24 protein-coding genes are annotated in these 23,457 nt (G+C 42.0%); 16 read left to right on the top strand and 8 right to left on the bottom strand.

Features of this window, described 5'->3' with window-relative positions; translation table 11 throughout:
• The first annotated feature begins 62 nt into the window (after positions 1-62).
• Entirely contained in the window at positions 63-1,466 is a 1,404-nt protein-coding gene (locus tag AX660_RS18925; protein WP_082769014.1) for a M28 family metallopeptidase, read from the top strand.
• A 167-nt stretch (positions 1,467-1,633) separates the two neighbouring features.
• On the opposite strand, the gene AX660_RS18920 is transcribed toward AX660_RS18925, so the two are convergent.
• Complete coding sequence (locus tag AX660_RS18920) at positions 1,634-1,924, bottom strand: YebG family protein (RefSeq protein WP_068380543.1); 291 nt, start codon at positions 1,922-1,924, stop codon at positions 1,634-1,636.
• 290 nt (positions 1,925-2,214) lie between these two features.
• Between AX660_RS18920 and AX660_RS18915 the strand changes: the two genes are divergently transcribed.
• The 6 genes from AX660_RS18915 (at position 2,215) to AX660_RS18890 (ending at position 5,902) form a co-directional block, all read left to right on the top strand.
• Entirely contained in the window at positions 2,215-2,775 is a 561-nt protein-coding gene (locus tag AX660_RS18915) for a cytochrome b (protein ID WP_068380541.1), read from the top strand.
• Complete coding sequence (locus AX660_RS18910) at positions 2,772-3,341, top strand: YceI family protein (protein ID WP_068380538.1); 570 nt, start codon at positions 2,772-2,774, stop codon at positions 3,339-3,341. The genes AX660_RS18915 and AX660_RS18910 overlap by 4 nt, the downstream gene beginning before the upstream one ends.
• Positions 3,342-3,593: 252 nt before the next feature.
• Positions 3,594-3,794 carry a DUF3185 family protein gene (locus AX660_RS18905; protein WP_068380529.1) on the top strand — a complete coding sequence of 67 codons (201 nt, stop codon included), beginning with the start codon at positions 3,594-3,596 and terminating at the stop codon, positions 3,792-3,794.
• Entirely contained in the window at positions 3,795-4,487 is a 693-nt protein-coding gene (locus AX660_RS18900) for an aspartate/glutamate racemase family protein (protein ID WP_068380525.1), read from the top strand.
• Positions 4,488-4,619: 132 nt separating this feature from the next.
• Entirely contained in the window at positions 4,620-5,273 is a 654-nt protein-coding gene (lepB, locus tag AX660_RS18895) for a signal peptidase I (protein WP_201027477.1), read from the top strand.
• Positions 5,274-5,461: 188 nt separating this feature from the next.
• The gene (locus tag AX660_RS18890) at positions 5,462-5,902 is read left to right on the top strand and encodes an Hsp20 family protein (protein ID WP_068380521.1); all 441 of its coding nucleotides are present in this window, start codon (positions 5,462-5,464) and stop codon (positions 5,900-5,902) included.
• Positions 5,903-5,960: 58 nt separating this feature from the next.
• On the opposite strand, the gene AX660_RS18885 is transcribed toward AX660_RS18890, so the two are convergent.
• Positions 5,961-6,356 carry an MAPEG family protein gene (locus tag AX660_RS18885; RefSeq protein ID WP_068380519.1) on the bottom strand — a complete coding sequence of 132 codons (396 nt, stop codon included), beginning with the start codon at positions 6,354-6,356 and terminating at the stop codon, positions 5,961-5,963.
• A 268-nt stretch (positions 6,357-6,624) separates the two neighbouring features.
• On the opposite strand from AX660_RS18885, the gene AX660_RS18880 reads away from it, so the two are divergent.
• The 7 genes from AX660_RS18880 to AX660_RS18850 are packed head-to-tail and all read left to right on the top strand — an operon-like array spanning position 6,625 to position 12,217.
• Positions 6,625-7,434, top strand: coding sequence for a DUF3450 family protein (locus tag AX660_RS18880; protein WP_068380517.1), 810 nt, complete (start codon positions 6,625-6,627; stop codon positions 7,432-7,434).
• Positions 7,424-8,806 (top strand): MotA/TolQ/ExbB proton channel family protein, encoded by a 1,383-nt coding sequence (locus tag AX660_RS18875; RefSeq protein ID WP_068380515.1) that lies wholly within the window; start codon positions 7,424-7,426, stop codon positions 8,804-8,806. The genes AX660_RS18880 and AX660_RS18875 overlap by 11 nt, the downstream gene beginning before the upstream one ends.
• Complete coding sequence (locus AX660_RS18870) at positions 8,803-9,204, top strand: MotA/TolQ/ExbB proton channel family protein (protein ID WP_068380514.1); 402 nt, start codon at positions 8,803-8,805, stop codon at positions 9,202-9,204. Before AX660_RS18875 ends, AX660_RS18870 begins: the two co-directional genes overlap by 4 nt.
• On the top strand, positions 9,201-9,608 hold the full coding sequence (locus AX660_RS18865; RefSeq protein WP_068380513.1) for an ExbD/TolR family protein: 408 nt from the start codon (positions 9,201-9,203) through the stop codon (positions 9,606-9,608). The genes AX660_RS18870 and AX660_RS18865 overlap by 4 nt, the downstream gene beginning before the upstream one ends.
• A gap of 6 nt (positions 9,609-9,614) precedes the next feature.
• Positions 9,615-10,328, top strand: coding sequence for a hypothetical protein (locus AX660_RS18860; protein ID WP_082769012.1), 714 nt, complete (start codon positions 9,615-9,617; stop codon positions 10,326-10,328).
• A 28-nt stretch (positions 10,329-10,356) separates the two neighbouring features.
• Complete coding sequence (locus tag AX660_RS18855) at positions 10,357-11,733, top strand: tetratricopeptide repeat protein (protein WP_201027476.1); 1,377 nt, start codon at positions 10,357-10,359, stop codon at positions 11,731-11,733.
• Between the two features lie 31 nt (positions 11,734-11,764).
• Entirely contained in the window at positions 11,765-12,217 is a 453-nt protein-coding gene (locus AX660_RS18850; RefSeq protein ID WP_068380508.1) for a DUF2799 domain-containing protein, read from the top strand.
• A 93-nt stretch (positions 12,218-12,310) separates the two neighbouring features.
• On the opposite strand, the gene adk is transcribed toward AX660_RS18850, so the two are convergent.
• Complete coding sequence (adk, locus tag AX660_RS18845; RefSeq protein WP_068380507.1) at positions 12,311-12,955, bottom strand: adenylate kinase; 645 nt, start codon at positions 12,953-12,955, stop codon at positions 12,311-12,313.
• A 185-nt stretch (positions 12,956-13,140) separates the two neighbouring features.
• Positions 13,141-15,075, bottom strand: coding sequence for a molecular chaperone HtpG (gene htpG, locus AX660_RS18840; protein WP_068380506.1), 1,935 nt, complete (start codon positions 15,073-15,075; stop codon positions 13,141-13,143).
• A gap of 234 nt (positions 15,076-15,309) precedes the next feature.
• On the opposite strand from htpG, the gene AX660_RS18835 reads away from it, so the two are divergent.
• Entirely contained in the window at positions 15,310-16,119 is an 810-nt protein-coding gene (locus AX660_RS18835; RefSeq protein ID WP_068380505.1) for a substrate-binding periplasmic protein, read from the top strand.
• Positions 16,120-16,517: 398 nt separating this feature from the next.
• Positions 16,518-18,824: a TonB-dependent receptor gene (locus tag AX660_RS18830; protein WP_068380498.1), complete on the top strand. Its 2,307-nt coding sequence runs from the start codon at positions 16,518-16,520 to the stop codon at positions 18,822-18,824.
• Between the two features lie 127 nt (positions 18,825-18,951).
• Here the strand turns inward: AX660_RS18830 and glyA are convergent, their stop codons facing one another.
• From glyA to AX660_RS18810, 4 genes are all read right to left on the bottom strand, one after another.
• Positions 18,952-20,208, bottom strand: a complete 1,257-nt coding sequence (gene glyA / locus AX660_RS18825; protein WP_068380497.1) for a serine hydroxymethyltransferase — start codon at positions 20,206-20,208, stop codon at positions 18,952-18,954.
• Between the two features lie 208 nt (positions 20,209-20,416).
• The gene (locus AX660_RS18820) at positions 20,417-21,385 is read right to left on the bottom strand and encodes a family 43 glycosylhydrolase (RefSeq protein WP_082769011.1); all 969 of its coding nucleotides are present in this window, start codon (positions 21,383-21,385) and stop codon (positions 20,417-20,419) included.
• Positions 21,386-21,624: 239 nt separating this feature from the next.
• Positions 21,625-22,392, bottom strand: coding sequence for a type 2 periplasmic-binding domain-containing protein (locus AX660_RS18815; RefSeq protein WP_068380496.1), 768 nt, complete (start codon positions 22,390-22,392; stop codon positions 21,625-21,627).
• A gap of 60 nt (positions 22,393-22,452) precedes the next feature.
• Positions 22,453-23,448 (bottom strand): Gfo/Idh/MocA family protein, encoded by a 996-nt coding sequence (locus AX660_RS18810; RefSeq protein WP_068380492.1) that lies wholly within the window; start codon positions 23,446-23,448, stop codon positions 22,453-22,455.
• Between the last annotated feature and the right edge of the window lie 9 nt (positions 23,449-23,457).

Below are 23,457 nucleotides of genomic sequence, written 5' to 3'. Positions count from 1 at the left end.
TTACAAACCGAAAAATAAGAACTAGCGTACAGGGCTTAACTACAATAATAAAAGGCATGTAGATGAAGTACCAGCATATCAACAAACATTCAAAACAACTAAAACCCTTTTTTCTACCTTTGATTTTAATTGCCGGATTAAATCACAACGCGCAAGCCGACGTTACCTACCAAGACCAACAAAATTTGCATGAGATCGTTAAACAAATCTCACCAAAAAACATTGAAAAAGACGTTATTAGCTTGGTCAACTTTGGTACCCGTCATACCCTTTCTGAAACAGAATCTGATACTCGTGGCATCGGTGCAGCAAGACGCTGGATCAAAAGTGAGTTCGATGCCATTTCAGAAAAATGTGGAGGATGTCTTAAAGTTTATTATCAATCGCAGATTATCCAAGGTGAAAGCCGGATCCCCAATGCCACTGAGGTAGTCAGTGTTATCGCGGTCCAACGCGGTATCAGCGACCCAAATAGATTTGTCATGATGTCGGGGGATATCGACTCCCGGGTATCTGACCCGATGAACTCTAGTTCAGATTCCCCTGGCGCCAATGATAATGCCTCAGGTTTAGCTGGCACCTTAGAAGCCGCGCGGGTTTTAAGCCAATATAAATTTAATGGCAGCATAGTGTATGCAGCCTTAGCTGGTGAAGAACAAGGCTTGTTTGGCGGTAAAATTTTAGCCGAAGCGGCTAAAAAAGACGGTTGGCGTTTAAAAGCAGTATTAAACAATGACATGATTGGCAACATCGCTGGCATCAATGGCGTTATCAACAATACCAGCGCACGGGTATTTGCCGAAGGCACACGCATGACCGAAACCCCAGAAGAAGCCCGTTCTCGGCGTTTTACCGGTGGCGAAGTTGACTCACCAAGCCGCAACATAGCACGTTATATTGACTGGATCGCCGATCGTTATATTCCTAATCTCGATACTATGGTGATTTATCGCTTAGATCGTTTTACCCGCGGCGGCCATCATCGCCCCTTTAATGATCTTGGTTATCCCGCAGTGCGTATTATGGAAACCAACGAAAACTATAATCGTCAACACCAAGATTTACGCACTGAAAATGGTATTGAATATGGCGATACCTTAGCAGGGGTTAACTTTCCTTACGCCGCTAAACTCACCTCACTTAATGCAGCATCTTTAGCCAGTATGGCGTGGGCTCCCTCCCCTCCAGCTAAAGTCAGTATAAAAGGTGCTGTGCAACCTAGTACCACCTTAAATTGGGCAGCCTTAGATAAAAAACAAAACCCACAGTTAGCAGGCTATAAAATTTATTGGCGTTATACCGATGCACCACAATGGCAATACAGCAAGTTTGTTGGTGATGTCACTGAATACACACTCGACAATGTCGTCATCGACAATTACTTTTTTGGTGTAGCCAGCGTGAGTACAGAAGGTTACGAAAGTCCGGTGGTATTCCCAGGGGCAGCGGGTGCTTTTGGTGAGTAACCTGGAGATTTTTTAGCGACGATTTTATTAATCGCAGCTAAATGCAGGTTAGATATATTCCACACAGTGTCGCTCTGTTTTATCGCTTAGGTCTATGCTACTTAAAGTAGCATAGACCTCAAGCCTAAGCCTAAAATCAGTACGCCCGCAACTTCTCAACGCTTTTATCAGGCTTTTTTCTTGTCTAATTCAATGACTTCAGCAGTGTCTTCAAGTAACACCTGCTGAGCAGTACTGCCTTTTAATAACTTAGTAAGGGCATTTGAGTTTTTAGCTAACATGATACCTAGCTCTTCCAGTACCGAGCCTTCAATTGCAAGACCTTTCGCTTCAATAAACTCGCTAAGGTTATCTGCCAAATCCAGCATCTTGTCATACTTGTCTGCTTCTTTTTTATCTGCCGTCACAAATTTCTCAACCCCTTTATGTTCTACAACATAGCGAATGATAATGGCCATTTCAGGTTCCTCTGGTTATTACAATAAATTAATACAGAACACGTTTAAGCTAACACAAACAACCTTACTAAAATGCATTGTTTGAGTTGCGTTTTGTTATGGCAACATACTACTGTATAAACAACTGTATAAGCAATGAGTTATTGATCACTATTTTTCTAAACTCTGATGTTGTGTTAATTTTTGTTCTTTCTAAAAAATCGAATAAAAGCTCTCATTTTAAGGGTTTTATTTCTCTTCCATTCAACCTTATAGTGTCTATATAAATGCAACAATAGCGACTTTCATTTTTGTTAAAAGACACTCAACAAAGCTATGGCTGGCTCACTATCAGCCTACATTGGCTAACCACCTTTACCGTTCTGAGCATGTTTGCATTGGGTTTGTGGATGGTAGAACTGGATTATTATAACCCTTGGTATAAAGATGCCCCTCACTACCACAAGAGCATAGGTTTGTTATTAGCAGCCGTGTTAATACTGCGTTTGATGTGGAAACTCAAACAAGTCAAACCTGCTGGTATTGGTAAACCTTGGGAACAACGGACTGCAACTGTAGTTCATGCCTTCTTATATCTCGGTTTGTTTAGTTTGTTTTTAAGCGGCTACCTGATTTCTACCGCTGATGGACGCGGCATAGACATATTTAGCTGGTTTACTCTTCCCTCATTGGGACAATGGTTTGCTAATCAGGAAGACCTCGCTGGAGATATTCACGAATGGTTGGGTTATGCCTTAATCGCTCTTGTCGCGGTACATGCCGGCGCGGCACTAAAACATCATTTTATAAACAAGGATGCGACACTAAAACGCATCGTTAAACCATTAACTCCAATAAAGGATCCAAAATGAAAAAAACGTTACTCGCCGCCAGTTTGTTAAGTACTTTGGCGTTTAATAGTGTCGCAGCTGATTATGTTATTGATACTAAAGGGGCCCATGCTTCGATTAATTTTAAAATTCAACACTTAGGTTACTCTTGGTTAACGGGTAGATTTAACGATTTTAATGGCAAGTTCAGCTATGACGCTGCCACACCAACAACATCCAAAGTCAATGTGACGATTAATACTGGCAGTTTTGACTCTAACCATGCTGACCGAGATAAACACATCAAAGGCGAAGACTTTTTACACGCCAGTAAATATCCAGAAGCTAAGTTTGTCAGTACCAAAGTTGAAGACTTAGGTACTGGAAAGCTAAAAATTATCGGGGACTTCACCTTACATGGTGTGACGAATTCCATTGTGATAGAAGCCAGTAAAATAGGTGAAGGTCAGGATCCATGGAAAGGCTATCGTGTAGGTTTTGCAGGCACCACCCGTATCGCACTGGCGGATTATGGTATCACTTATAATTTGGGTCCTGCTTCTACTTATGTGGAACTTGAACTACAAGTTGAAGGCATCAAACAATAAGACAACTTAGGCTGCCTTGAGCCTGTCCTTGTGACAGGCTTTTTTTATTGGTTTTAAAATAACCAACGAGCAAGTAATATACCCAAAGCAGTGGAATTGCACGGCGGCGGCAATTGAACTCAGAACCATGAACTTAGCCGCACTAAGTGTTGCTTAATTTACAAATCACGGTGAGTGAGTGCAGCAAACAAACTTGCAGTTTCGAGGAAGAAGGGTATATCTTGTTTAGCAGTAAATAAATAAGGAACAGAAATGAACCAGAAAAAACTAATTGGATTGGTAATCCTGATTGTCGGTTTAGTCTTATTGTATTTTGGCTTTAATCAGGCTAACTCCGCAGTAGGTGAAATAGGTGAAGCCATTACCGGAAAATACAGTGATGAAACCATGGCATATTTAATTGCAGGCTTAATTGCCAGCGTTGTGGGTTTGTTTACTGTACTGAAAAAATAAATGCAAACCATCGGCCTAATTGGCGGTATGAGCTGGGAATCTACCGCTAGTTATTATCAACTGCTAAACCGTGAAGTAAAACAACGACTTGGTGGTTTACATTCAGCCAAAATAGTTTTGGTGAGTGTTGATTTTGCTGAGATAGAACAGCTTCAGCATCAGGGCAATTGGCAACAAGCTGGCGATGTTTTAGCTCAAGCCGCACAAAGTGTAGAGGCTGCCGGAGCAGACTTTTTCCTTATCTGTACCAATACCATGCACAAGGTAGCGGAGCAGGTTAGCGCCAGCGTATCCATCCCCTTATTACATATCGCAGATGCCACTGGTGCCGTGTTAATTGAGCATAAAATTAAAAAAGTTGCCTTACTTGGTACACGTTTCACCATGCAAGAAGACTTTTACAAAAAACGTATAACTGAGTCTTTTGGCATTGAAGTACTGGTACCTAGTGCAGATGAGCAAACTTTGCTGCACGACATTATTTATCAAGAACTGTGTTTAGGTATCATTAAGGATGATTCTCGCCGAACATTTATGCAGATTATGCAAAACTTAGTCACTCAGGGTGCAGAGGGCATTATTCTCGGTTGTACCGAAATTGGTCTACTAATCAGCCAAGCCCATACGCAGTGCAAACTATTTGATACCACCTCCATCCATGTCAACAGTGCAGTCAATCAAGCCTTAAGTTAAAACCAATTCTATTAAATGCACGGTTTTACATTTGTTTACATTGTGCTGCGAACCAAATGCTCTGCATTGAATCAAAATCCTGCACCATTGCAAAATCGAGATTCTGATAAACTGACTTAAGGATAAAACACCATGCCAAAAGTGAATGCTTGGATAGTACAACACCTCAAAGACAACCTGATTTTTCTGCTGGCAATTTTAGTTTTATTTGCCTCACGTAGCACCCTAGCAGATTGGTACATAGTGCCAACAGGCTCGATGCAGCCCACCATAGTCGAGGGAGATAGAATATTAGTTAACAAAATGGCTTATCGCATTGAACTGCCTTTTACTGATATTGGTTTAATAGACATAGCAACCCCACAACGGGGTGACATAGTCGTATTTAATTCTAAAGCCGCAGATACCCGTTTGGTTAAACGAGTGATTGGTTTACCCGGTGACAACATCGCCATGGTCGATAATCAACTGGTAATCAACGGTCAAGTCATTACCTACCAAACTAACGAGGACGCAAATGCAATCAGCGAATTATTAGCTGAGAAATCACACGCAGTGCAATTTATCCACCGTGAGCAAGTTATAGATAATTTTAACACCGTCACCGTGCCCACTGATCACTATTTGGTATTGGGCGATAATCGTAATAACAGTTCTGATTCGAGAGTTATTGGATTTGTACCTTTTAGCGAAATTCAAGGTAAAGCACATAGAGTACTGGTATCTCTTGATCCTGAAAATTACTATCTGCCACGTACATCACGAACGCTTAGCCCATTAATCTAAAAATAAAACACTTTAAAATCAATCAATTAAAAATTAATTAAAAAATATTTTATTTATTGAGTTGAAAAATGTTTGTGCAGATATATATCTAAGTTGTAGTCGCCGAAAGGGACTACAACTTAAACCAAACCGCCGCCGCTTGTCGGGGCATTTAAAATTATATTGCTTGAATTATGAGGATATACAATATGCGTAACATCGATCTAACTCCATTATACCGTTCATTCATCGGCTTCGATCACTTAGCTTCTATGATCGACAGTGCCACCCGGAACGAAAAACAATCCACTTATCCCCCCTACAATATTGAATTGATAGCCGAAGATAAGTATCGAATTACTATGGCAATTGCCGGATTTGCTAAAAATGAGGTCACTATCGAAGTGGTCGAAAACACCTTACAAGTCACTGGCACTAAACCAGAAAAAGACGAACAACGTAAGTTTTTACACAAAGGTATTTCAGAACGTAGCTTCGAGCGTAAATTCCAACTCGGCGATCATGTTAAAGTGCTTTCTGCCGACTTAGAAAATGGCTTATTACATGTTGAATTAGAACGTGTTGTGCCTGAAGCGAAAAAACCTCGCAAGATTGAAATCGGCAGTCAGCTACTTGAGAATAGCCAATAACTATTGGTTGATGCAAAACAAGTAAAACTAAAAATGGCGCTATAAAGCGCCGTTTTTTTTATGCTGGTTGATAGAGCACCAACACGTTTAATATCGCGATTTCTAGCAAAGCGATCAAGCTCAAAATCATGCCCGCCACTCTTTGCCAACTTGCCCCAGCATGTCGCTTTAAACCTATAGCATGCAATATTCGCCCTACGACTAAAGATGCTCCGGCAATATGCAGATACTGATACTCAATATGATTAATTTCGGCGATCAACATGAGTACGAGGATTAAAGGAACATATTCGGCAAAGTTAGCATGAGCTCTGATTAGTCTACTCATCTCTTTGTCATTATTATCCCCCAAACCTATTCTTTTAGTGCGGCGCCCTTGCATCACTAAGACACTGAGATAAACAAACAAAAAAGCTAATAAACCTGCGTAAAAAGCGGTAATAGGTGTATGCACTGTGCTTTCCTAAATTGTGTATTAACAATTAATAGTGGCTCAGTGTGGGCTAAAATTTGAGTAACAACAATAGATTAGCTAAACCTAAAATCTATTATCAGTAAAATAACCATTTTAAAGTTGCATTGGTAATTCTTTACGTAAGTTTAAATCACCCTCTTTTTTTTTACTTTTTATTAACACCGCTGTGTATTAATTAAGCTGCTTCGGTCAAACTATCGACCCAACCAGAACTCACCAAAGCTGCAGCTTACAACAGGACGTTAATTTGAAAGTATTAGTCTTGCTCTATCTTGTCTTTAGTTTAACACTTGTTTTAAGCGCCAAAATTAACGCCAAACCAAACGAAACAAATGCTGAACTCATGCAGCAATGGATAACACTAGAAAGTCAAAAAGGTAAATTGCAAACCGATTGGCATGAGCGGCGTCAACAATTAAAACAGCGTTTAGCCCTATTCGAACTTGAACATGAAGCCTTACAACAAATTATTAAAAAGTCTTCCGAAATAAGCTCAGAGGTAGATGAACGTCGTTTAGCATTAGTGTCTGAGCAAACAAAGTTAGAAACAGAGCAACAAAAAGTTAGTCAGCAACTTCAACATATCAGCGAAAATATTGAATATTTAATGCTGCGTTTGCCCCCTCCTATCCAAGAACAATGGCAGCAAAAAATCACACTTATTAATGATTCCATCGCCAGTAACAGCGAAAAACTGGAGCGCTTGTTAAATTTATTTATATTGGCCGAAGATTTTGATCGACGCATCGCAATAAACCGCACATCAATGTTGCTTAACAATAGTCCGGACAACCCCATACATATGATGGTTACGCAGATATACATCGGCCTAAGTCAAGGTTGGTATGTCAATGATGATGGCAGTGCTTATGGGTATGGACGCGCCAACAAACTAGGCTGGCAATGGTGGCATCAACAAGATACGCAACAAGTACTTGGCTCTCCCTTGTCATCCAAAGCCTTACTGAAAATACGTGACTCACTGGATAATCCAACCACTGCGACTTACCTTGCCCTGCCAATTACCCTGCACCAAGGGGCTGAAAATGATCTTTAATTTCAGCTCCCCCAAGACTTTATTGCTCAATAACATCGTGCTGATATTAGCCTTATCGGTATCGTATTGCAGTCAGGCCGCTCAGTCCGAGGCAGAAATTCAGGCAACCATTATCGAGCGCATCAGTAAATCCAAGGCCGAATTAAATAAGCTCGAAAAAGACATTAGCCAACAAAGTAGCGAGCTGGCGAACAAGTTAAACGATGAACAGTTGGCGATAAAAAAACTACGCGAGCAAGCCGCAGCCGTACAGCGTGTGGCAGATGAGCGTGTGCTCGGTTTAGATAAATTGCAGGAGCGGGTCAAACAATGGTCTAACCAAAGTCAATACCAATATCAGCTACTGAGCAGTTATGCAGATTCCAGTCACTTACTTGCGACCATCAATCAGCCTGATCTAACTGTGACTAATATTGATGTGACTATCATTGAATTAGCCTACCAGCAACTAGTCAAAAAACTCTCACCTGACTGGCGAAACAAAGAAGTAATCGCCAACGATGGCAGCATTAACAAGTTGGCGGTATTACAAATAGGTCCAATAGAAGTCGCGCTAAACAGCGCTCAGAATCAGGCCGGCCCACTTAGTCGAGGTACTAACAACGAAGCCCACTTGCTGAGTAATATTTATGACGATGATGCGGTACGGGCATTAATCAGCCTGCAAAATAGTGGCAAAGGTGAGCTTACTTTCGACCCAAGCCTTGGTAACGCCAATAAACTACTCAAACAAGAACAGGGTCTGCTTTCCCATATTGAAGCCGGTGGCGTTTGGGCGCTACCTATTCTATTTTTTGCAGCCTTATCTTTGCTTGTTTCATTAGTCAAAGCCATTCAACTACTGCGTTTACCACGCATTATTCCTTTACTGGCAGAAAAAATAGCAGCCCTTGAAGTTGCCTCCAACTTAACTGACGCCGAGCGCCATACACAATTAAATCAATACATAACTCAATGCCAAGGCGCACAGCTTAAGCTTGTGAAAATAGCTGAAAATGCTGAGGTTTCGCAACAAAGGGATGACTATTTAGTGGCCTATTTACTCGAGCACAAACATAAGCTCGAAAAATATCTGGGGGTGATTGCCACCAGTGCAGCCATTGCGCCTTTATTAGGATTATTGGGCACGGTGTCGGGTATGATCAGCACATTTAAAATGATGAAGATATTTGGTACTGGTGATGCGTCTACTGTGTCTGGTGGGATTTCAGAAGCCTTAATCACCACAGAATTAGGTCTGATTGTGGCCATTCCCTCGCTGATTATAAGTGCTCTATTAAATCGCAAAGTAAAAAGTTACCACGCGCAACTCGAAACTCTGGCGATCAAGCTCAGTAAAATTGACTTCAAAGGCAAGGGGCAGAAAGCATGACGCTAATATCTTCCCACCTCTTTCTATTAAACAATGGGGTTATCTGGGCCATTTTTATACTAGCGATTGTTTGTTATGCCTTACTCATCGAGTTATGTTTTATCAAACCTTGCTGTCACCACTGGCAACAGAAAACCCACAACTGGTCGGCAAGTATTAAGATCCTGTTGTCATCTTTACCCTTACTTGGGCTATTAGGCACCATTAGCGGTTTGTTAAAAACCTTTGAATACATGACTTTGAACAATGGATTTGCCATACAAGAGCTATTGAGTGGTGGTATTGCAGAAGCGTTATTTACTACCCAACTCGGTTTAGTAATGGTTATCCCAGGTTTACTGATGTTTAACTATCTACAGCGGCGCATGGTTAGTTGGCAACTCGAGCAATCAGCATGAAATCACCGATTGAGCAAAAAATCGAAGCAAGCCACTCACAGGATATTGATTTAGCACCCTTGCTGGATGTGGTATTTATTTTGTTAATATTTTTTATTGTGACGACCGTCTTTGTCAAAGAAACCGGCGTGGAAGTAGACAAACCCACCGCCGTATCCACCCAAGAATTGCAAAAAAATATTCTGATGATAGCCATTACCGCCAATAGAGAAGTGGTTTATGCCGGCACTACCATTGGGGTCAAAGGTGTGCGTGCCACCATAGCCCAGGAAATCAGACGAGAGAATAAACCGCTGGTTATCCAAGCCGACAAAAAAGTACCGACAGAACTGTTGGTCGAGGTTATCGATCAAGCCAAATTGGCTGGGATCGAAAGTGTTAGCATTGCTACGCTCAATGATTAATCCCTTATGACTGCATCTATGCCACTTGCCAGCCCCAATCCCAAGAATGGCAGGGTTGCAAGTAGACTTTCCACCCTACTCATTAGCGCAGTAAGTTGGAGTTTGGCAGTCGTTTTGGCGCTGATGTTTATCGCCTTATTATTATTACTACAACAACAGGTATTTGAGCCTGAAAGCGAGCTGCTGGTCAGAAAAGTCGAGCTTGCTTTACCTCCACCTCCCACTCCGCCGCCACCGATAAAAATGCAACAACAAGAAATAAGTCCACAAACACCTTCGATTAATGTCACTGGACTTGGCGGTGGACCGACCATGAACTTTGCCAGTGTGCCCTCGCTGGGATTGAACAATCTGGAAAAAGTTGAGCAACCAAAATTTGATATCAACACCTTAAGTGTGCGTCAGTCGATGTCGGTAGACTTTCCGATTATTGAAATGAAAAACCTCGACAAACGCCCTCGCTTGGTGTCATCCCAATACGTGCAATTTCCGCCGAGTTTAATCAGAAAAGGCGTTAAAAATGTCCATACCAAAGTACAGATTATTATTGATGACAAAGGCAATGTGTATATTAAAAAGATTACCGATCCCGTTTATGCCGACATGGTCGATGTTATCCGTATGTGGGTGAAAAATGCTCGTTTTACCGTTCCCACCAAAAATGGGTTACCAGTGCAAGCAGTGTATGACTACAACCTGATTTTTGAATACCGAATTTAAGCTAAGTGTTAACAACAGGAGCCCTACCTTGTCCATATTAAACAAAACAACGTTGCAGCTTATGCTCTTTGTGACGATCTGTATAATTCATTATCAGGGCCATACTGCCACGCCGATGCAAATTGAATTGGCAACACCTACTTTTGTTTTGCCTCAATTTACCGGACCTTATCGAGAACGTGAGGCCTCAGTAGCACCGGAAGAATATGAAATTGCCGAACGTTTACGTTCTTTGCTCGAAAACAATCAACGTGATGAAGTACTTAAAGAGCTGAATAACTTTTATGATATTGAGCTCAGCCCAGCGATGTTAACACTCAAAGCGCAGGTGTATTTTTCACTCAACATGTATGACGAAGCACTCACAGTCTACCAAGCTGTACTCGTGCGCAAACCGGAACTGGTCAGAGTCCATGCAGACTTAGGGCAGCTTTACCTTATTCGTCAAGACTTCACCAATGCACGTAAACATTTTGCCAAAGCCATCACTTTTGGTTCGAACTCGGCACTGATCCATGGCCAGTTAGGTTATCTTAACCTAATGCAGTACGGTGCGTTCAGCGCCATTTCATCCTATCAACAAGCGATGGCCTTAGAGCCTGAAAACTCGCAATGGCAGCAAGGATTATTGGCGGCACTCACTCAGGCTAAAATGTATCCTGCGGCCCAAGCTTTGCTAGAAGAAGCATTAAATAAACAACCTAGTGACCCACAGTTGTGGTTAAACAAAGCGGCATTGGCGCTCAATGTCAGTGATCCACAAGGAGCCTTAGCTGCGTTAGAAATGGCTATTTTGTTAGGTGAAGATAGCGACAAAAACCTTAAAACCGCGGCGCAGCTGCATTTACAACTCAATAGTTTTGCCCGGGCACTACAACTTATTAGTCAACATATCAATCGTACTCAGTTAGATATGGTTTTGTTAAATGAATATTTAACCTGGCTGGGACAAACCGAAATGTGGACTTATGCCGAGCAATTACTCGACAACGTCGCCCCCAAGTTAAGCGCCATGAGCACCAATGATCAAGGTTTGTATTACAGCCACCGCGCTCGTATCCAGCAGGTTCTACAACATCCCAAAGAAGCTGAAAAATTCTATGGCTTAGCTCTGGATAAAAATCCAGCCGAGGGTGAAACCCTGCTCAGTTATGCTGATTTCAGCGTCACCCAAAAACATTATGTACGAGCAGAGTTACTTTATGTTCGTGCCGAAGGAATTAGAAAAACTGAAAAACAGGCAATACTAGGCCGTGCTCAACTCTACATCAATAATAAAGATTTCCAATCAGCATTAACTCAGCTCAAACGTGCCTTGAACAAATTTCCTGAACTCTATGATTTAAAAGATAAAATTGAAACCATTGAAAACATAGTACGTGCGCAAAATCAACTCAGTAGTTAATTATTAAAAACCCAATATAAGGAAAATACACATGCTTAAATTAACGCTTATTTTAATAGGTATTAGTAGTTTACTCAGTTGTGGTTCAACCCCAGATACTGTGGTTAATTGCTCAGTGCAAAGCTGGCATGAACAAGGAAAAAATACGGCTTTAGACGGTAAATCAGTTCGCAACTTTGAACACTATGTTAAACATTGTGGTGAACGTCTTCCTGCCGAAGCCAAAGCAGAATTTATACAAGGGTTTAGTGTGGGGATAACAGAATATTGCACTTATGAAAATGGCAATAAACGTGGACTCAATAATCTGCCCATCACTAATAACTGCCCCTTAGAAGCCAGAGCGAATTTTGAGGAAGGTTACAAAAATGGCGATTTTGTCTATCGTGACAACCAGCGCAATATCGACAGGATGAGCAAGAGGAATGAGCAAGAGACGATGCAAGAAATGCGTGAAAAACCGGTAGAAGAAGTTAAGCAGTAAGCCCAAGTTATATTAATAACTTACTGATTGACTGATATATAAAGCCAAAAGCCCGCGCACGGCGGGCTTTAAGAGCAAAACACAAGATTAAACTTACGCTAACAATTGCGCCAGGTGCTGACTTACCTGTTCAACAGGTTGTGTACCATCTAGTTTATGGTAAGCACAGTGGCCAGCCTTCGCTTCAGCAGAATAATAAGCAACCAGTGGCTTAGTTTGTTCGTGATAAATCCCCAAGCGTTTACGCACGGTTTCTTCTTGATCGTCCGGACGTATAGCAAGTTCTTCACCTGTTACATCATCCAAGCCTTCAGCCTTGGGCGGGTTATAACGTAAATGATAAACACGACCTGAACCAGGGTGAACACGACGTCCACTCATACGTTCAACAATCACTTCATCGTCCACATCAAACTCGATGACGTGGTCAACTTTAATACCTGATGTTTTCATGGCATCAGCTTGGGGAATAGTGCGAGGAAAACCATCCAGCAAAAAGCCTTTGGCACAGTCTGGCTGAGCAATGCGCTCTTTGACTAATCCGATGATCAATTCGTCTGAGACTAATTTACCTTCACTCATAACTTGTTTTGCGGCGAGGCCTAATTCTGTGCCTGCTTCAATTGCGGAACGCAACATATCGCCAGTAGAAATTTGTGGGATGCCAAATTTGCCCATTAAAAATTGAGCTTGAGTCCCTTTACCTGCACCCGGTGCTCCGAGAAGGATAATGCGCATACTATGTCCTCTGCTTTAACCCTGCAAAAATATAAGCCCGCAACTTTACACATTCACCTTTAATGTTACAAGAATATTAAGTTTGCAAGGCCGTTCCTAATGATAATTTTTGAGGTTTTAGATAGTTGACACAAAAACGGGCACTAAGGCCCGCTTTTACTTATCTAAACCTAACAATGACAACGTTATTTCACTAAGTTAATTAGGAGCTTGTTTAAATTCTGCACAAAGCTCGCAGGGTCCTTCAAACTACCCTGTTCAGACAAGGCTGCTTGGTCAAACAAGACCTCTGTCCACTGTGAAAATTGCTCTTCATCTTGTACATCAGCCAGTAATTTAACCAGTTGATGTTCAGGATTGAGTTCAAAATGATACTGAGCATCTGGCACTGGCTGACCTGCAGCCTGCATGAGCTTAATCATTTGTGTGGTCATGCCATTTTCATCCGCCACGATACATGCCGGAGAATCCGTTAAACGATGGGTAAATTTCACATCTTTAACTTTATCACCTAAAGCAGCTTTAACTCGCTCAGCTAAACCTGAAACTTGTTTTTCTGCTTCTTTAAGGGCATTTTTGCTCTCTTCATCGTCTAAGTCACCTAAATCTAAGGCGCCATGAGTAATCGACTGCAAAGATTTTTCTTCAAAATCAGACAGATGAGACATCAACCATTCGTCAATACGATCAGACATTAACAATACTTCAATGCCTTTTTTGCGGAAAATCTCTAAATGCGGGCTGGATTTAGCTGCTTTATAGCTATCAGCGGTGATGTAATAAATCTTCTCTTGTTTTTCTTGCATGCGACTAATGTAATCAGCCAATGAAACGTTTTGCACATCAGAGTCATTATGCGTAGACGCAAAACGCATCAAACCAGCAATTTTATCTTTATTAGCGTGATCTTCAGCTGGGCCTTCTTTTAATACATTACCAAACTCACCCCAAAACGCTTGATATTTATCAGCATCGTTTTTGGCGATTTTTTCCAGCATCTGCAATACACGTTTAGTGCAACCCTGACGCATGGCTTGAGATACTTTGTTGTCTTGCAATATTTCGCGAGATACGTTTAAAGGTAAATCATTTGAATCTAATAAACCTTTCACAAAACGCAGGTAGTTGGGCAGCATCTGCTCCGCGTCATCCATGATGAATACACGTTGCACATAAAGTTTTAAACCATGTTTTTGCTCGCGATTCCACAAGTCGTAAGGCGCTTTACTAGGAATATACAGCAAACTGGTATATTCAGTTTTACCCTCTACCTTATTGTGTGCCCATGTCATAGGATCCGCAAAGTCATGGGAAATATGTTTATAAAATTCTTTATATTCCTCATCAGATACTTCTGACTTATCACGAGTCCACAAAGCAGTGGCTTTGTTTACCGCTTCCCATGTGGCTGGAACAGCTGGAATTTTTTCCTTTTTACCATCTACTTCAGGACCATCACGCTCAGGTACTTCGGCTTTGTACATTTTGACTGGAATACTGATGTGATCAGAATATTTGCTGACGATGGAGCGTAAACGCCAATCATCTAAAAATTCTTTTTCCTCTTCACGTAAATGCAAAATAATTTCGGTACCACGTTCAGCTTTTACGATGTCAGCGGTAGTGAATTCACCTTCACCCTCAGATTGCCATTCAACACCGGTGTTTTTATCTGTACCTGCGGCACGAGTGCGTACAGTTACCTTATCGGCAACAATAAAGGCTGAGTAAAAACCTACACCAAATTGACCGATCAACTGAGAATCTTTCGCTTGATCACCGGATAACTTACCGAAAAATTCTTTGGTGCCTGACTTAGCTATAGTGCCTAAGTGTTCGATTGCTTCAGCTTTAGTCATACCTATGCCGTTATCGGCAATAGTAACAGTGCCGGCTTCTTTATCTATGCTCAGCTTGACGTGTAAATCGCCATCACCTTCATACAAACTGTCTTGGGACAGTGCTCTGAAACGCAATTTATCTGCCGCATCGGCCGCATTAGAAATTAGCTCTCGTAAAAATATTTCTTTATTGGAATAGAGGGAATGGATCATCAGCTGAAGAAGTTGCTTAACTTCAGTCTGAAAACCATGTTTTTCTGGATGAATGGCTTCAGTCATGGACAAAAATCTCCTAATAATTAGTTACAAAAACGACAGACAGGAGATAGGGACTAAAAAACACTTTTCAAGCATTAAATTATTTAAGTTTTAACTGAGCTTGCGTAGCTGCGGTACAAAAAGCTCGCCAAGGTAGCCAACCAAAGCAGCAACGCCCCTCCCAAACCGCAGCTTGTTAGTTCATCTTTGCTATGTTATTAAGTTGCCAATTGCTTTAATAAAACAGGTTTTTCTATGTCGATGCCGCTTCGGGCATTCTTTTACAGTTTATTGCTCATTGTAACGCCGGTATCTGCCAGCTCTGCTATTCAAACGCCAATGACATTGCAGTTGATTACTGAACACAATCCACCCGCAGAGTTTTTAGATGACCAAGGTAAGGTTAGCGGAGTTACCGTCGATTTAATCACGCTATTAATGCAGCGCTTAGATGAACAAGGCAGCTTTATCATCATGCCTTGGAGTCGCGGTTTACTACATGCCCAAACCCATGAGAATGTGATTTTATTTGAAACGGTAAAAACCCTTAATAGAGAGCCCTTTTTTAAATGGGTTGGCCCACTGAAAAGCTATAAAATTCATTTGTACGCTCGATCACAGCGGCCAGACAGTGAGTTTACTGCGGAGCAGCTCAATCATAAAAATATTGCCTGCAGTTACCGTAAGTCAGCCATTGTCGATGATATTAAAAAGCTAGGTTTTTCGGAAAATACTAACCTTGTCCTCACCAGTAGAAGTGGTGAATGTATTGATATGTTGCGTTTAGGTAGAGTTGATTTAATTACCTTAAGCGAATTAATGGCTACTGAGGTAGTCGATGAATTAGCTCGACAACAAATCGACATCAAACCTGTGCTATATCTGAAAGAAAGCCAAATGTATTTGGCATTTTCAAAGGATTTTTCTGATGAAAAAGTGACACGCTGGCAACAAGCACTTGAACAAAGTTACTTAGACGGCAGCATGCGCCAGTTGTATCAGGGTGTGTTTGCTGAAACCATTATTGAACGACTGGAATCTTTTGCCAAACAACAGCAAAAGTAAACAAGCATCTTGAATGCGCAGTTATATTTTGTCGCCAATATTACTCACTATCTTTAAACCCAGAGTCCTTCTGCGTTACAAACGATACACACAATACTTGCAAACCACAGATTAGCGTATACGTTTAATCGGTCATTCTTTGTTACGACTGAGAGATAACACCTAGCGCAAAATACCTTAGACTGATTGGGTTTTGAGTACGAATGATTGAAACACTGTATACCCAAAGTCATTGGAATTGCACGGAGGCGGCACATGAATGCCCCTATGAGCTTAGCAGTACTAAGTGCTAAGTTTTTTTACATATCATGGCGAATGAGTGAAGCCAACAAACGTGCCGTTTCATAGATAACGGATATAAAACTAGAATAAACACACACTAACTACTGGTAATCCAAATGAAAAATATCAATAAAGCAGTTTTAGCCTTGTGCATCCAAGCAGCACTAGCAGGTCAAATAGCCAACGCTCAAGACTCCGGTAAAAAAGTAGAAGACAAAGGTCTTGAACAAATCACAGTTACGGCGCAAAAACGTACACAGAGCATTCAAGAAGTGCCGATTTCTATTGCCACTTTAAGTGGTGAAAAGTTTGAAAGCATGTTTTCAGGCGGCGAAGATATTCTGGCGCTAGCGGTACGTGTGCCCGGTTTATATGCCGAAACATCCAATGGTCGTGTAGCACCGCGTTTTTATATTCGAGGTTTAGGTAATACCGATTTTGACTTGGCTGCCTCACAACCGGTTTCCATCGTGATGGATGATGTGGTCAAAGAAAACGTTATCCTCAAAAGCTTCCCTCTATTTGATGTTGCGCAAGTTGAAGTGATCCGCGGTCCACAAGGTACCCTTTTTGGCCGTAACACAACCGCCGGTATCATTAAGTTTGACTCAGTCAAACCAACTGAAAGTTTTGATGCTTACGCAAAATTAGGTTTAGGTAATTTAGGCACGGTCAATTTTGAAGGTGCAGTAGGCGGCGGTTTGGCTGAAAATTTATCGGCCCGTGTCTCGGTTTTGTCGCAAAACCGCGAAGACTGGATTGATAATGCTTACACCAAAGAAAAAGACGCTTTTGGTGGCTTTGATGAAAAAGCCTGGCGTGCCCAGTTACTTTATTCACCGAGTGAAAATTTTTCTGCCTTATTCAATGTACATGGTCGTGAACTTGATGGCACAGCCTCGGTGTTTCGTGCCAACGTTTTTACCAAAGGCAGCAATGACTTAAATCAAAACTTTGACCGCGATGTGGTGTACTACGATGGCGACGTAGATGGCAATGGTGCTGATAACAACCCACAAACCTATGAAAATTATGGAGCCTCGTTAAAACTAGAATTTGGTTTTGATGGCATGGACGTTACCAGTATTACTGCCATAGAAAATGCCGAAGGTTTAAGCCTTGGTGATATCGATGGGGGTGTTTCTTTATTTGCTCCGGCGGATATTAATGGCGACGGCACTGAAGAGTTAACCTATCCGGGTTTTATCGCTTTTGGTGCAGTTACTCAGGATAACTTGGATGATCTAAAACAATTCACCCAAGAGATCCGTTTTGCTAGCGCAACTACTGACGCACTTAGTTGGCAGGCAGGTGCGTTTTATTACGACTCATCTTTCAACGTAACCAGCATTGATGGCTATTATGGTGCGACTACGGTATTTCACGAAAACACCAGTTGGGCAGTATTTTCACAACTATCTTACGCAGTAAACGATAAACTCGATATTACCGGCGGCCTACGTTACACCTATGACGAAAAATCATTACGTGTTGGTGCGCAAAACGTTAACGGTTTTGCTTTAGTAACCGGAGATGCCAGCATTCAAGATTACGACGATATCAATGTAGACGATGGGCAAGTGAACTGGGAATTAAGCGCAAACTATCGCCTAAATGAAACTACTTCTGTGTTTGCTCGTGTTGCTAATGGCTTCAGAGCGCAAACCATTCAAGGTCGTGATGTGGCATTTGAAGGCGCGCCTTCTGTGGCTGATTCTGAAACCATCAATTCTATCGAATTAGGTTTCAAGTCTGATTTATTGGACAACTCACTGCGTTTAAACGTAGCAACCTTTTATTATGTGATTGACGATGTGCAGTTTTCAGCCATTGGTGGCGGAGCCAACAACACTGCGCTGATCAATGCTGATAAAGGCATAGGTTACGGCTTTGAAGTCGATGCGCAATATGTGGTAAACGATAACCTGATGTTAACTGCCGGCTACAGCTACAACCATACTGAAATTCAAGATGACACCCTAACGGTATTGCCATGTGGCGCTAACCCAGCGTTTGGTTCAACCGGCAACTGTACGGTACGTGACCCACGTCCAGACGGATTTAAAGCCTCAATCGACGGCAATCCTTTCCCACAAGCACCTGAATCCATCTTTAATGTTACCGCGCGTTATTCAATGCCAATGGGTAATGACGGTGAGGTTTTTGTGTATACCGATTGGGCTTACCAAGGTGAAACGAGCTTATTCCTATATGACTCAGTTGAGTTCACGACTGATGGAAATGTGGAAGGTGGTTTACGTATAGGTTATGAAAACTTCGCCAATAATTATACTGTTGCCCTGTTTGGCCGCAATATTACCGACGCAGAAAACGTCAAAGGTGCGATAGACTTTAATAACCTGACAGGTATCGTCAATTCACCACGCATTTTTGGTATCGAAGCTAAAATTAATTTTTTCTAAACACTAAATAAAAGTAGAGCGCCAAAAACAACAAAGCCCCATTTTATGGGGCTTTTTCATAAATGAGTTTGACAACAGACATAAAAAAACGCGACATCACTGTCACGTTTTTTAGTTGCGCTAATACTTAAGCGTAAACGGGGAAAGCTTCACACAAAGTCACAACTTCTGTTTTAACACGCTCAACCACGCTTTCGTCGTTGATGTTATCTAATACATCACAGATCCAGCTAGCCACTTGTTTAGCTTGCTCTTCTTTAAAACCACGACGAGTGATTGCTGGTGTTCCGATACGTAAACCACTGGTAACGAATGGTGAACGCGGATCGTTAGGCACAGAGTTTTTGTTCACGGTAATGTGGGCACGACCTAGGGCAGCATCGGCATCTTTACCTGTAATGTCTTTCGCGATTAAGTCCAACAAAAACAAATGGTTATCCGTACCGTCAGATACAATTTTATAACCACGTTGTTGCATTACCGCAACCATAGCTTTGGCGTTTAGTAATACTTGTTGTTGGTATACTTTAAATTCTGGCTCTAAGGCTTCTTTGAAAGCCACAGCTTTAGCGGCAATAACATGACACAAAGGGCCACCTTGATTACCAGGAAAAACGGAGCTGTTCAGTTTTTTATAAATGGCTTCGTCACCACAAGATGACAAAATCAAACCACCACGTGGACCCGCTAAGGTTTTATGGGTAGTGGTAGTCACTACATGAGCGTGAGGCATTGGGTTGGGATATAAACCAGCGGCAATTAAACCGGCAACGTGAGCCATATCCACAAAGAAATACGCGCCGACTTTATCAGCGATTACACGGAAAGCCTGCCAGTCTACAATGCCAGAATACGCCGAGAAACCTGCGATGATCATCTTAGGTTTATGCTCTAGGGCTAAGGCTTCAACTTGCGCCATATCGATTTCACCTGTTTCAGGGTGTAAACCATATTGCACTGCATTATAGGTTTTACCGGAAAAACTCACCGATGCACCATGTGTTAAGTGACCACCATGAGCCAAGCTCATACCTAATACGGTATCGCCTGCATTTAACAAAGCCATAAATACAGCAGAGTTTGCTTGTGAGCCAGAGTGTGGCTGTACGTTAGCGTAATCCGCACCAAACAATAACTTGGCACGTTCAATGGCTAAATCTTCAGCCACATCAACATACTCACAGCCGCCGTAATAACGTTTGTGTGGATAACCTTCAGCATATTTATTGGTTAGTTGTGAACCTTGGGCTTCAAGTACACGTGGGCTACAGTAGTTTTCTGAAGCAATCAATTCAATGTGATGCTCTTGGCGTTGGTTTTCGTTTTGAATCGCTTGATATAATTCTGGATCAAAATCAGCAATATTCATGTTACGTGTCAGCATCGGCTATCCTCAAACTCATTTTTTGGCAAAAAAGACGGGGCATAAAAAAGAAGCGCATATTCTAGCCATTTTAATCACTTTGTATAGTCGCAAAGCGCCATGAACCATAACCAAATGATGTAACGCTTAGTTGGCACCAGAGATTTTTATGTCATCAGCTTTTCGCTGACATCTACCCAAGCAACTTGGAAATAGAGTGTAAACTCAATTAATGCTTGGTTTTGCGAAGACCTTGCTCGCTTCTTTTTACAGGCTGAATTGTGCCGTCGTCATTGAAATACAAATACTCAGCCGCCGTATGGCGCTGCCTCTGAATGGTGTCACACTGAGTGTTTTTTTCTAACCAACGATGGTAAAACAAAATCCACTGGCCTTGATACTCCACAATAGAATGGTGATTATTACCGTGCTCTTCACCCATAAAAACACCTCGATACAACCAAGGTCCAGTAGGTGATGTAGCGGTGTAATAAGCTAATTTTCGATTATCTTCTGGCATGGTGAAATAGTACAAGCCCTTGCGTTTAAACACCCAAGGCCCTTCCATTTTAGGTTCATAACCACCCATATCCATTTTAATTAACTCACCTTTTACGCTGAGTAAATCATCGGCCATTCTTGCCACGTGATAATCACTGTTGGTGCCATGAAAATACAAATAAGCTTGGCCGTCATCATCAATAAACAAGCTGGGATCATTAGCATAGGGCTCTGTCCACAGGGGTGCGCCTATGGCATCTTTAAACGGGCCAGTGGGTGAATCACTAACGGCCACACCTATGCCCATCCATTTAGTACTAAGTTCAGGATTAACGCGATCTTTATGACCCGTACCAGCCGGAAAAATCAAATAATATTTACCATTTTTGTAGGCAGCGTCGGGGGCCCAGGCGTAGTTATCAGCCCAACTAAGCTCATCCACTGACAGACTCGGCCCATGGTCAACCCAGTTAACTAAATCGCTGGATGAAAAGGTATGCCAGTTTTTCATCCAAAAGTCGACCTGACACTCTTCATCGTGGGAGGTATACAGATACATTTTACCGTCAGGCCAGACATGAGCAGATGGATCAGCGGTTTTAATCTTACTGCCAAAATTCAGTGGGTTTTGTGCAAAACCATTGGTCGCTTGGCAGAGCAAGCTCAGCAGCAACATCGTTTTTACGTTGATCGTCATTTTGTAAACCTTGCATAAACACAAAACATCACTCTAACAGTCAAGCAGCATTCAGCAGCAGATTTACTGCACTAAAAACGCAATTTATTTCGTATTTGAATCAGGCTCAGAGCGGGAAAAACAAGGCAGCACATCTTGCAGAAAATAAGGTGTTTGGTCGACCCAAAACCCAGGATGATAATAGGAGGAAAATCAACACGCTATATTTCCTCTTTGTTTCCTATTAATCGACAACTGATTTATTGAGCAGCATTGCGATCACCCTTCAGCCCTCGTTGTTCTACTCTCCTATAATATTCATTCATTTTTTTTGATTGAAGAATAGCGCTAATTTGCGGATTGATCCGTGATAAAAACTCACGATTGGCTGGATTGTCGTGGCAGGTAATAACAATTTTTTCTGACCATAATGGACTATTTACATCGTGGTTGGGAGAAGCAAAGTTTAATCTACTGGCTTGCAACAAAAAATCACCACGATCATGTACCGCAACGTCAATTCTGCCGAGATAAAGCATTTTAACCAGAGTGGCTAAATCATTGACGCCGACAAATTTAATATTTGCGTCTGCCATGTGGCTCGCGTAATTCCAGTGATTGTTGTCTCTGATCATGCCCACAATCTTTCTTTCTAAATCAGAGATTTGTTTAATGACCGGAGTATTAACCGTAAAAGCAGTAAAACGCCCCGTGGCGAAACTGGTACTGTGAATAACCGGAGTGCCTGTAAAATAGGGCGCATAATCTGCCGAGGGCACTAGGCAGTCGGCTTGCCCATTAAGAAAAATTTGTACACCCCGTGCCGGCACAAATACCTCATATTCCAAAGGTAAAGCCAACTGCTGCGCAATATCCTGCAACATATAATCAAAGGCACCATGTTTGTCAGACTGCACGGCACCAGTAAATTCCATGGCAACCAACTTCGCAGGCTCGGCGGCAGCACATTTTAAAATAATGCCAAACAAAAGTGCAGACAACAGGCTAACTAACTTCACTCGGCTCACTACCACATCCCTCTTATTTCAGTGATGGCTATAACTCAAAAACAACTGGTTCAGGCAATACTAATGGGCTTCTAACTCGTCGCCGTAACGCAAACCAATCTGCCGACGTATTTCATCCATCACCCGCATGACCGCCAAACTATCTTTATGCGGCATCAAATCACTGCACAACTTACCTTGTTCGATACAGGACATCGATTCTTCTATTTGATGTTCAAAACCATTTACTTGATGGGGAAAGTTCAATTTTTCAACCAGTTTACCATCCAGCCACAATTGGACTTGTTCACCCACCCAAAAATGCTCAGGCAAATGTATTCGGCCCTTGTCACCTACCAGCGTCATACTGTTACTGCACTGGGCTTTGATTGAACAGCTAAATTGCGAAAGTTGACCATCAGGATAATGCATATTCACTTGCGTCGTTTCATCTATGCCACTTTCACCTATATGGCTTATGGCCTGAATAGTATCGGGTACTTGCTCTAACAAAAACTGACTAAGACTGATGCTGTACACACCAAGATCTAACAAAGCTCCTCCGGCTAAGAGGGGATTGTTCAGACGGTGTTCTGGTTTAGGCCCAAAGGCAAAACCAATATCCGATTGTATATACTGCAACTTGCCAATTTTACCCTCTTGCAACAGGCTTTTGAGCTTGGCAAAACCGGGCATAAAGCGGCTCCACAAGGCCTCCTGAAACAAAACACCCTTGTCTTGTGCCAGCTCAATCAAGAGTCGAGTTTGCGCCGCGTTAATGGTCAAAGGTTTTTCAAGCAGAATATTTTTACCCGCCTCAAGGCACTGTTTAGCAAGTTGAAAATGATGACTATGAGGTGTAGCGATATAAATGATGTCGATGTTCGGATCAGCCATCAGTTCACTATATTGGCTGTAGATCTGCTTAACGCCAAAACGTTGGGCAAACTCTTGAGCGCGCTCAGGTGAGCGACTAGCGATAGCGGTTAATGTGCCACGTTCAGATTTTACCAGCGCTTCGGCAAATTTATTAGCGATGGAACCAGGGCCAATAATGCCCCATTGAAAAATCGACATAGTACTTCC

The sequence above is a fragment of the Paraglaciecola hydrolytica genome (genome assembly GCF_001565895.1).
Taxonomy (GTDB): domain Bacteria; phylum Pseudomonadota; class Gammaproteobacteria; order Enterobacterales; family Alteromonadaceae; genus Paraglaciecola; species Paraglaciecola hydrolytica.
The sequence above is the reverse complement of the archived record's forward strand: the minus strand, read 5'-3'. Positions and strand labels throughout refer to the sequence as shown.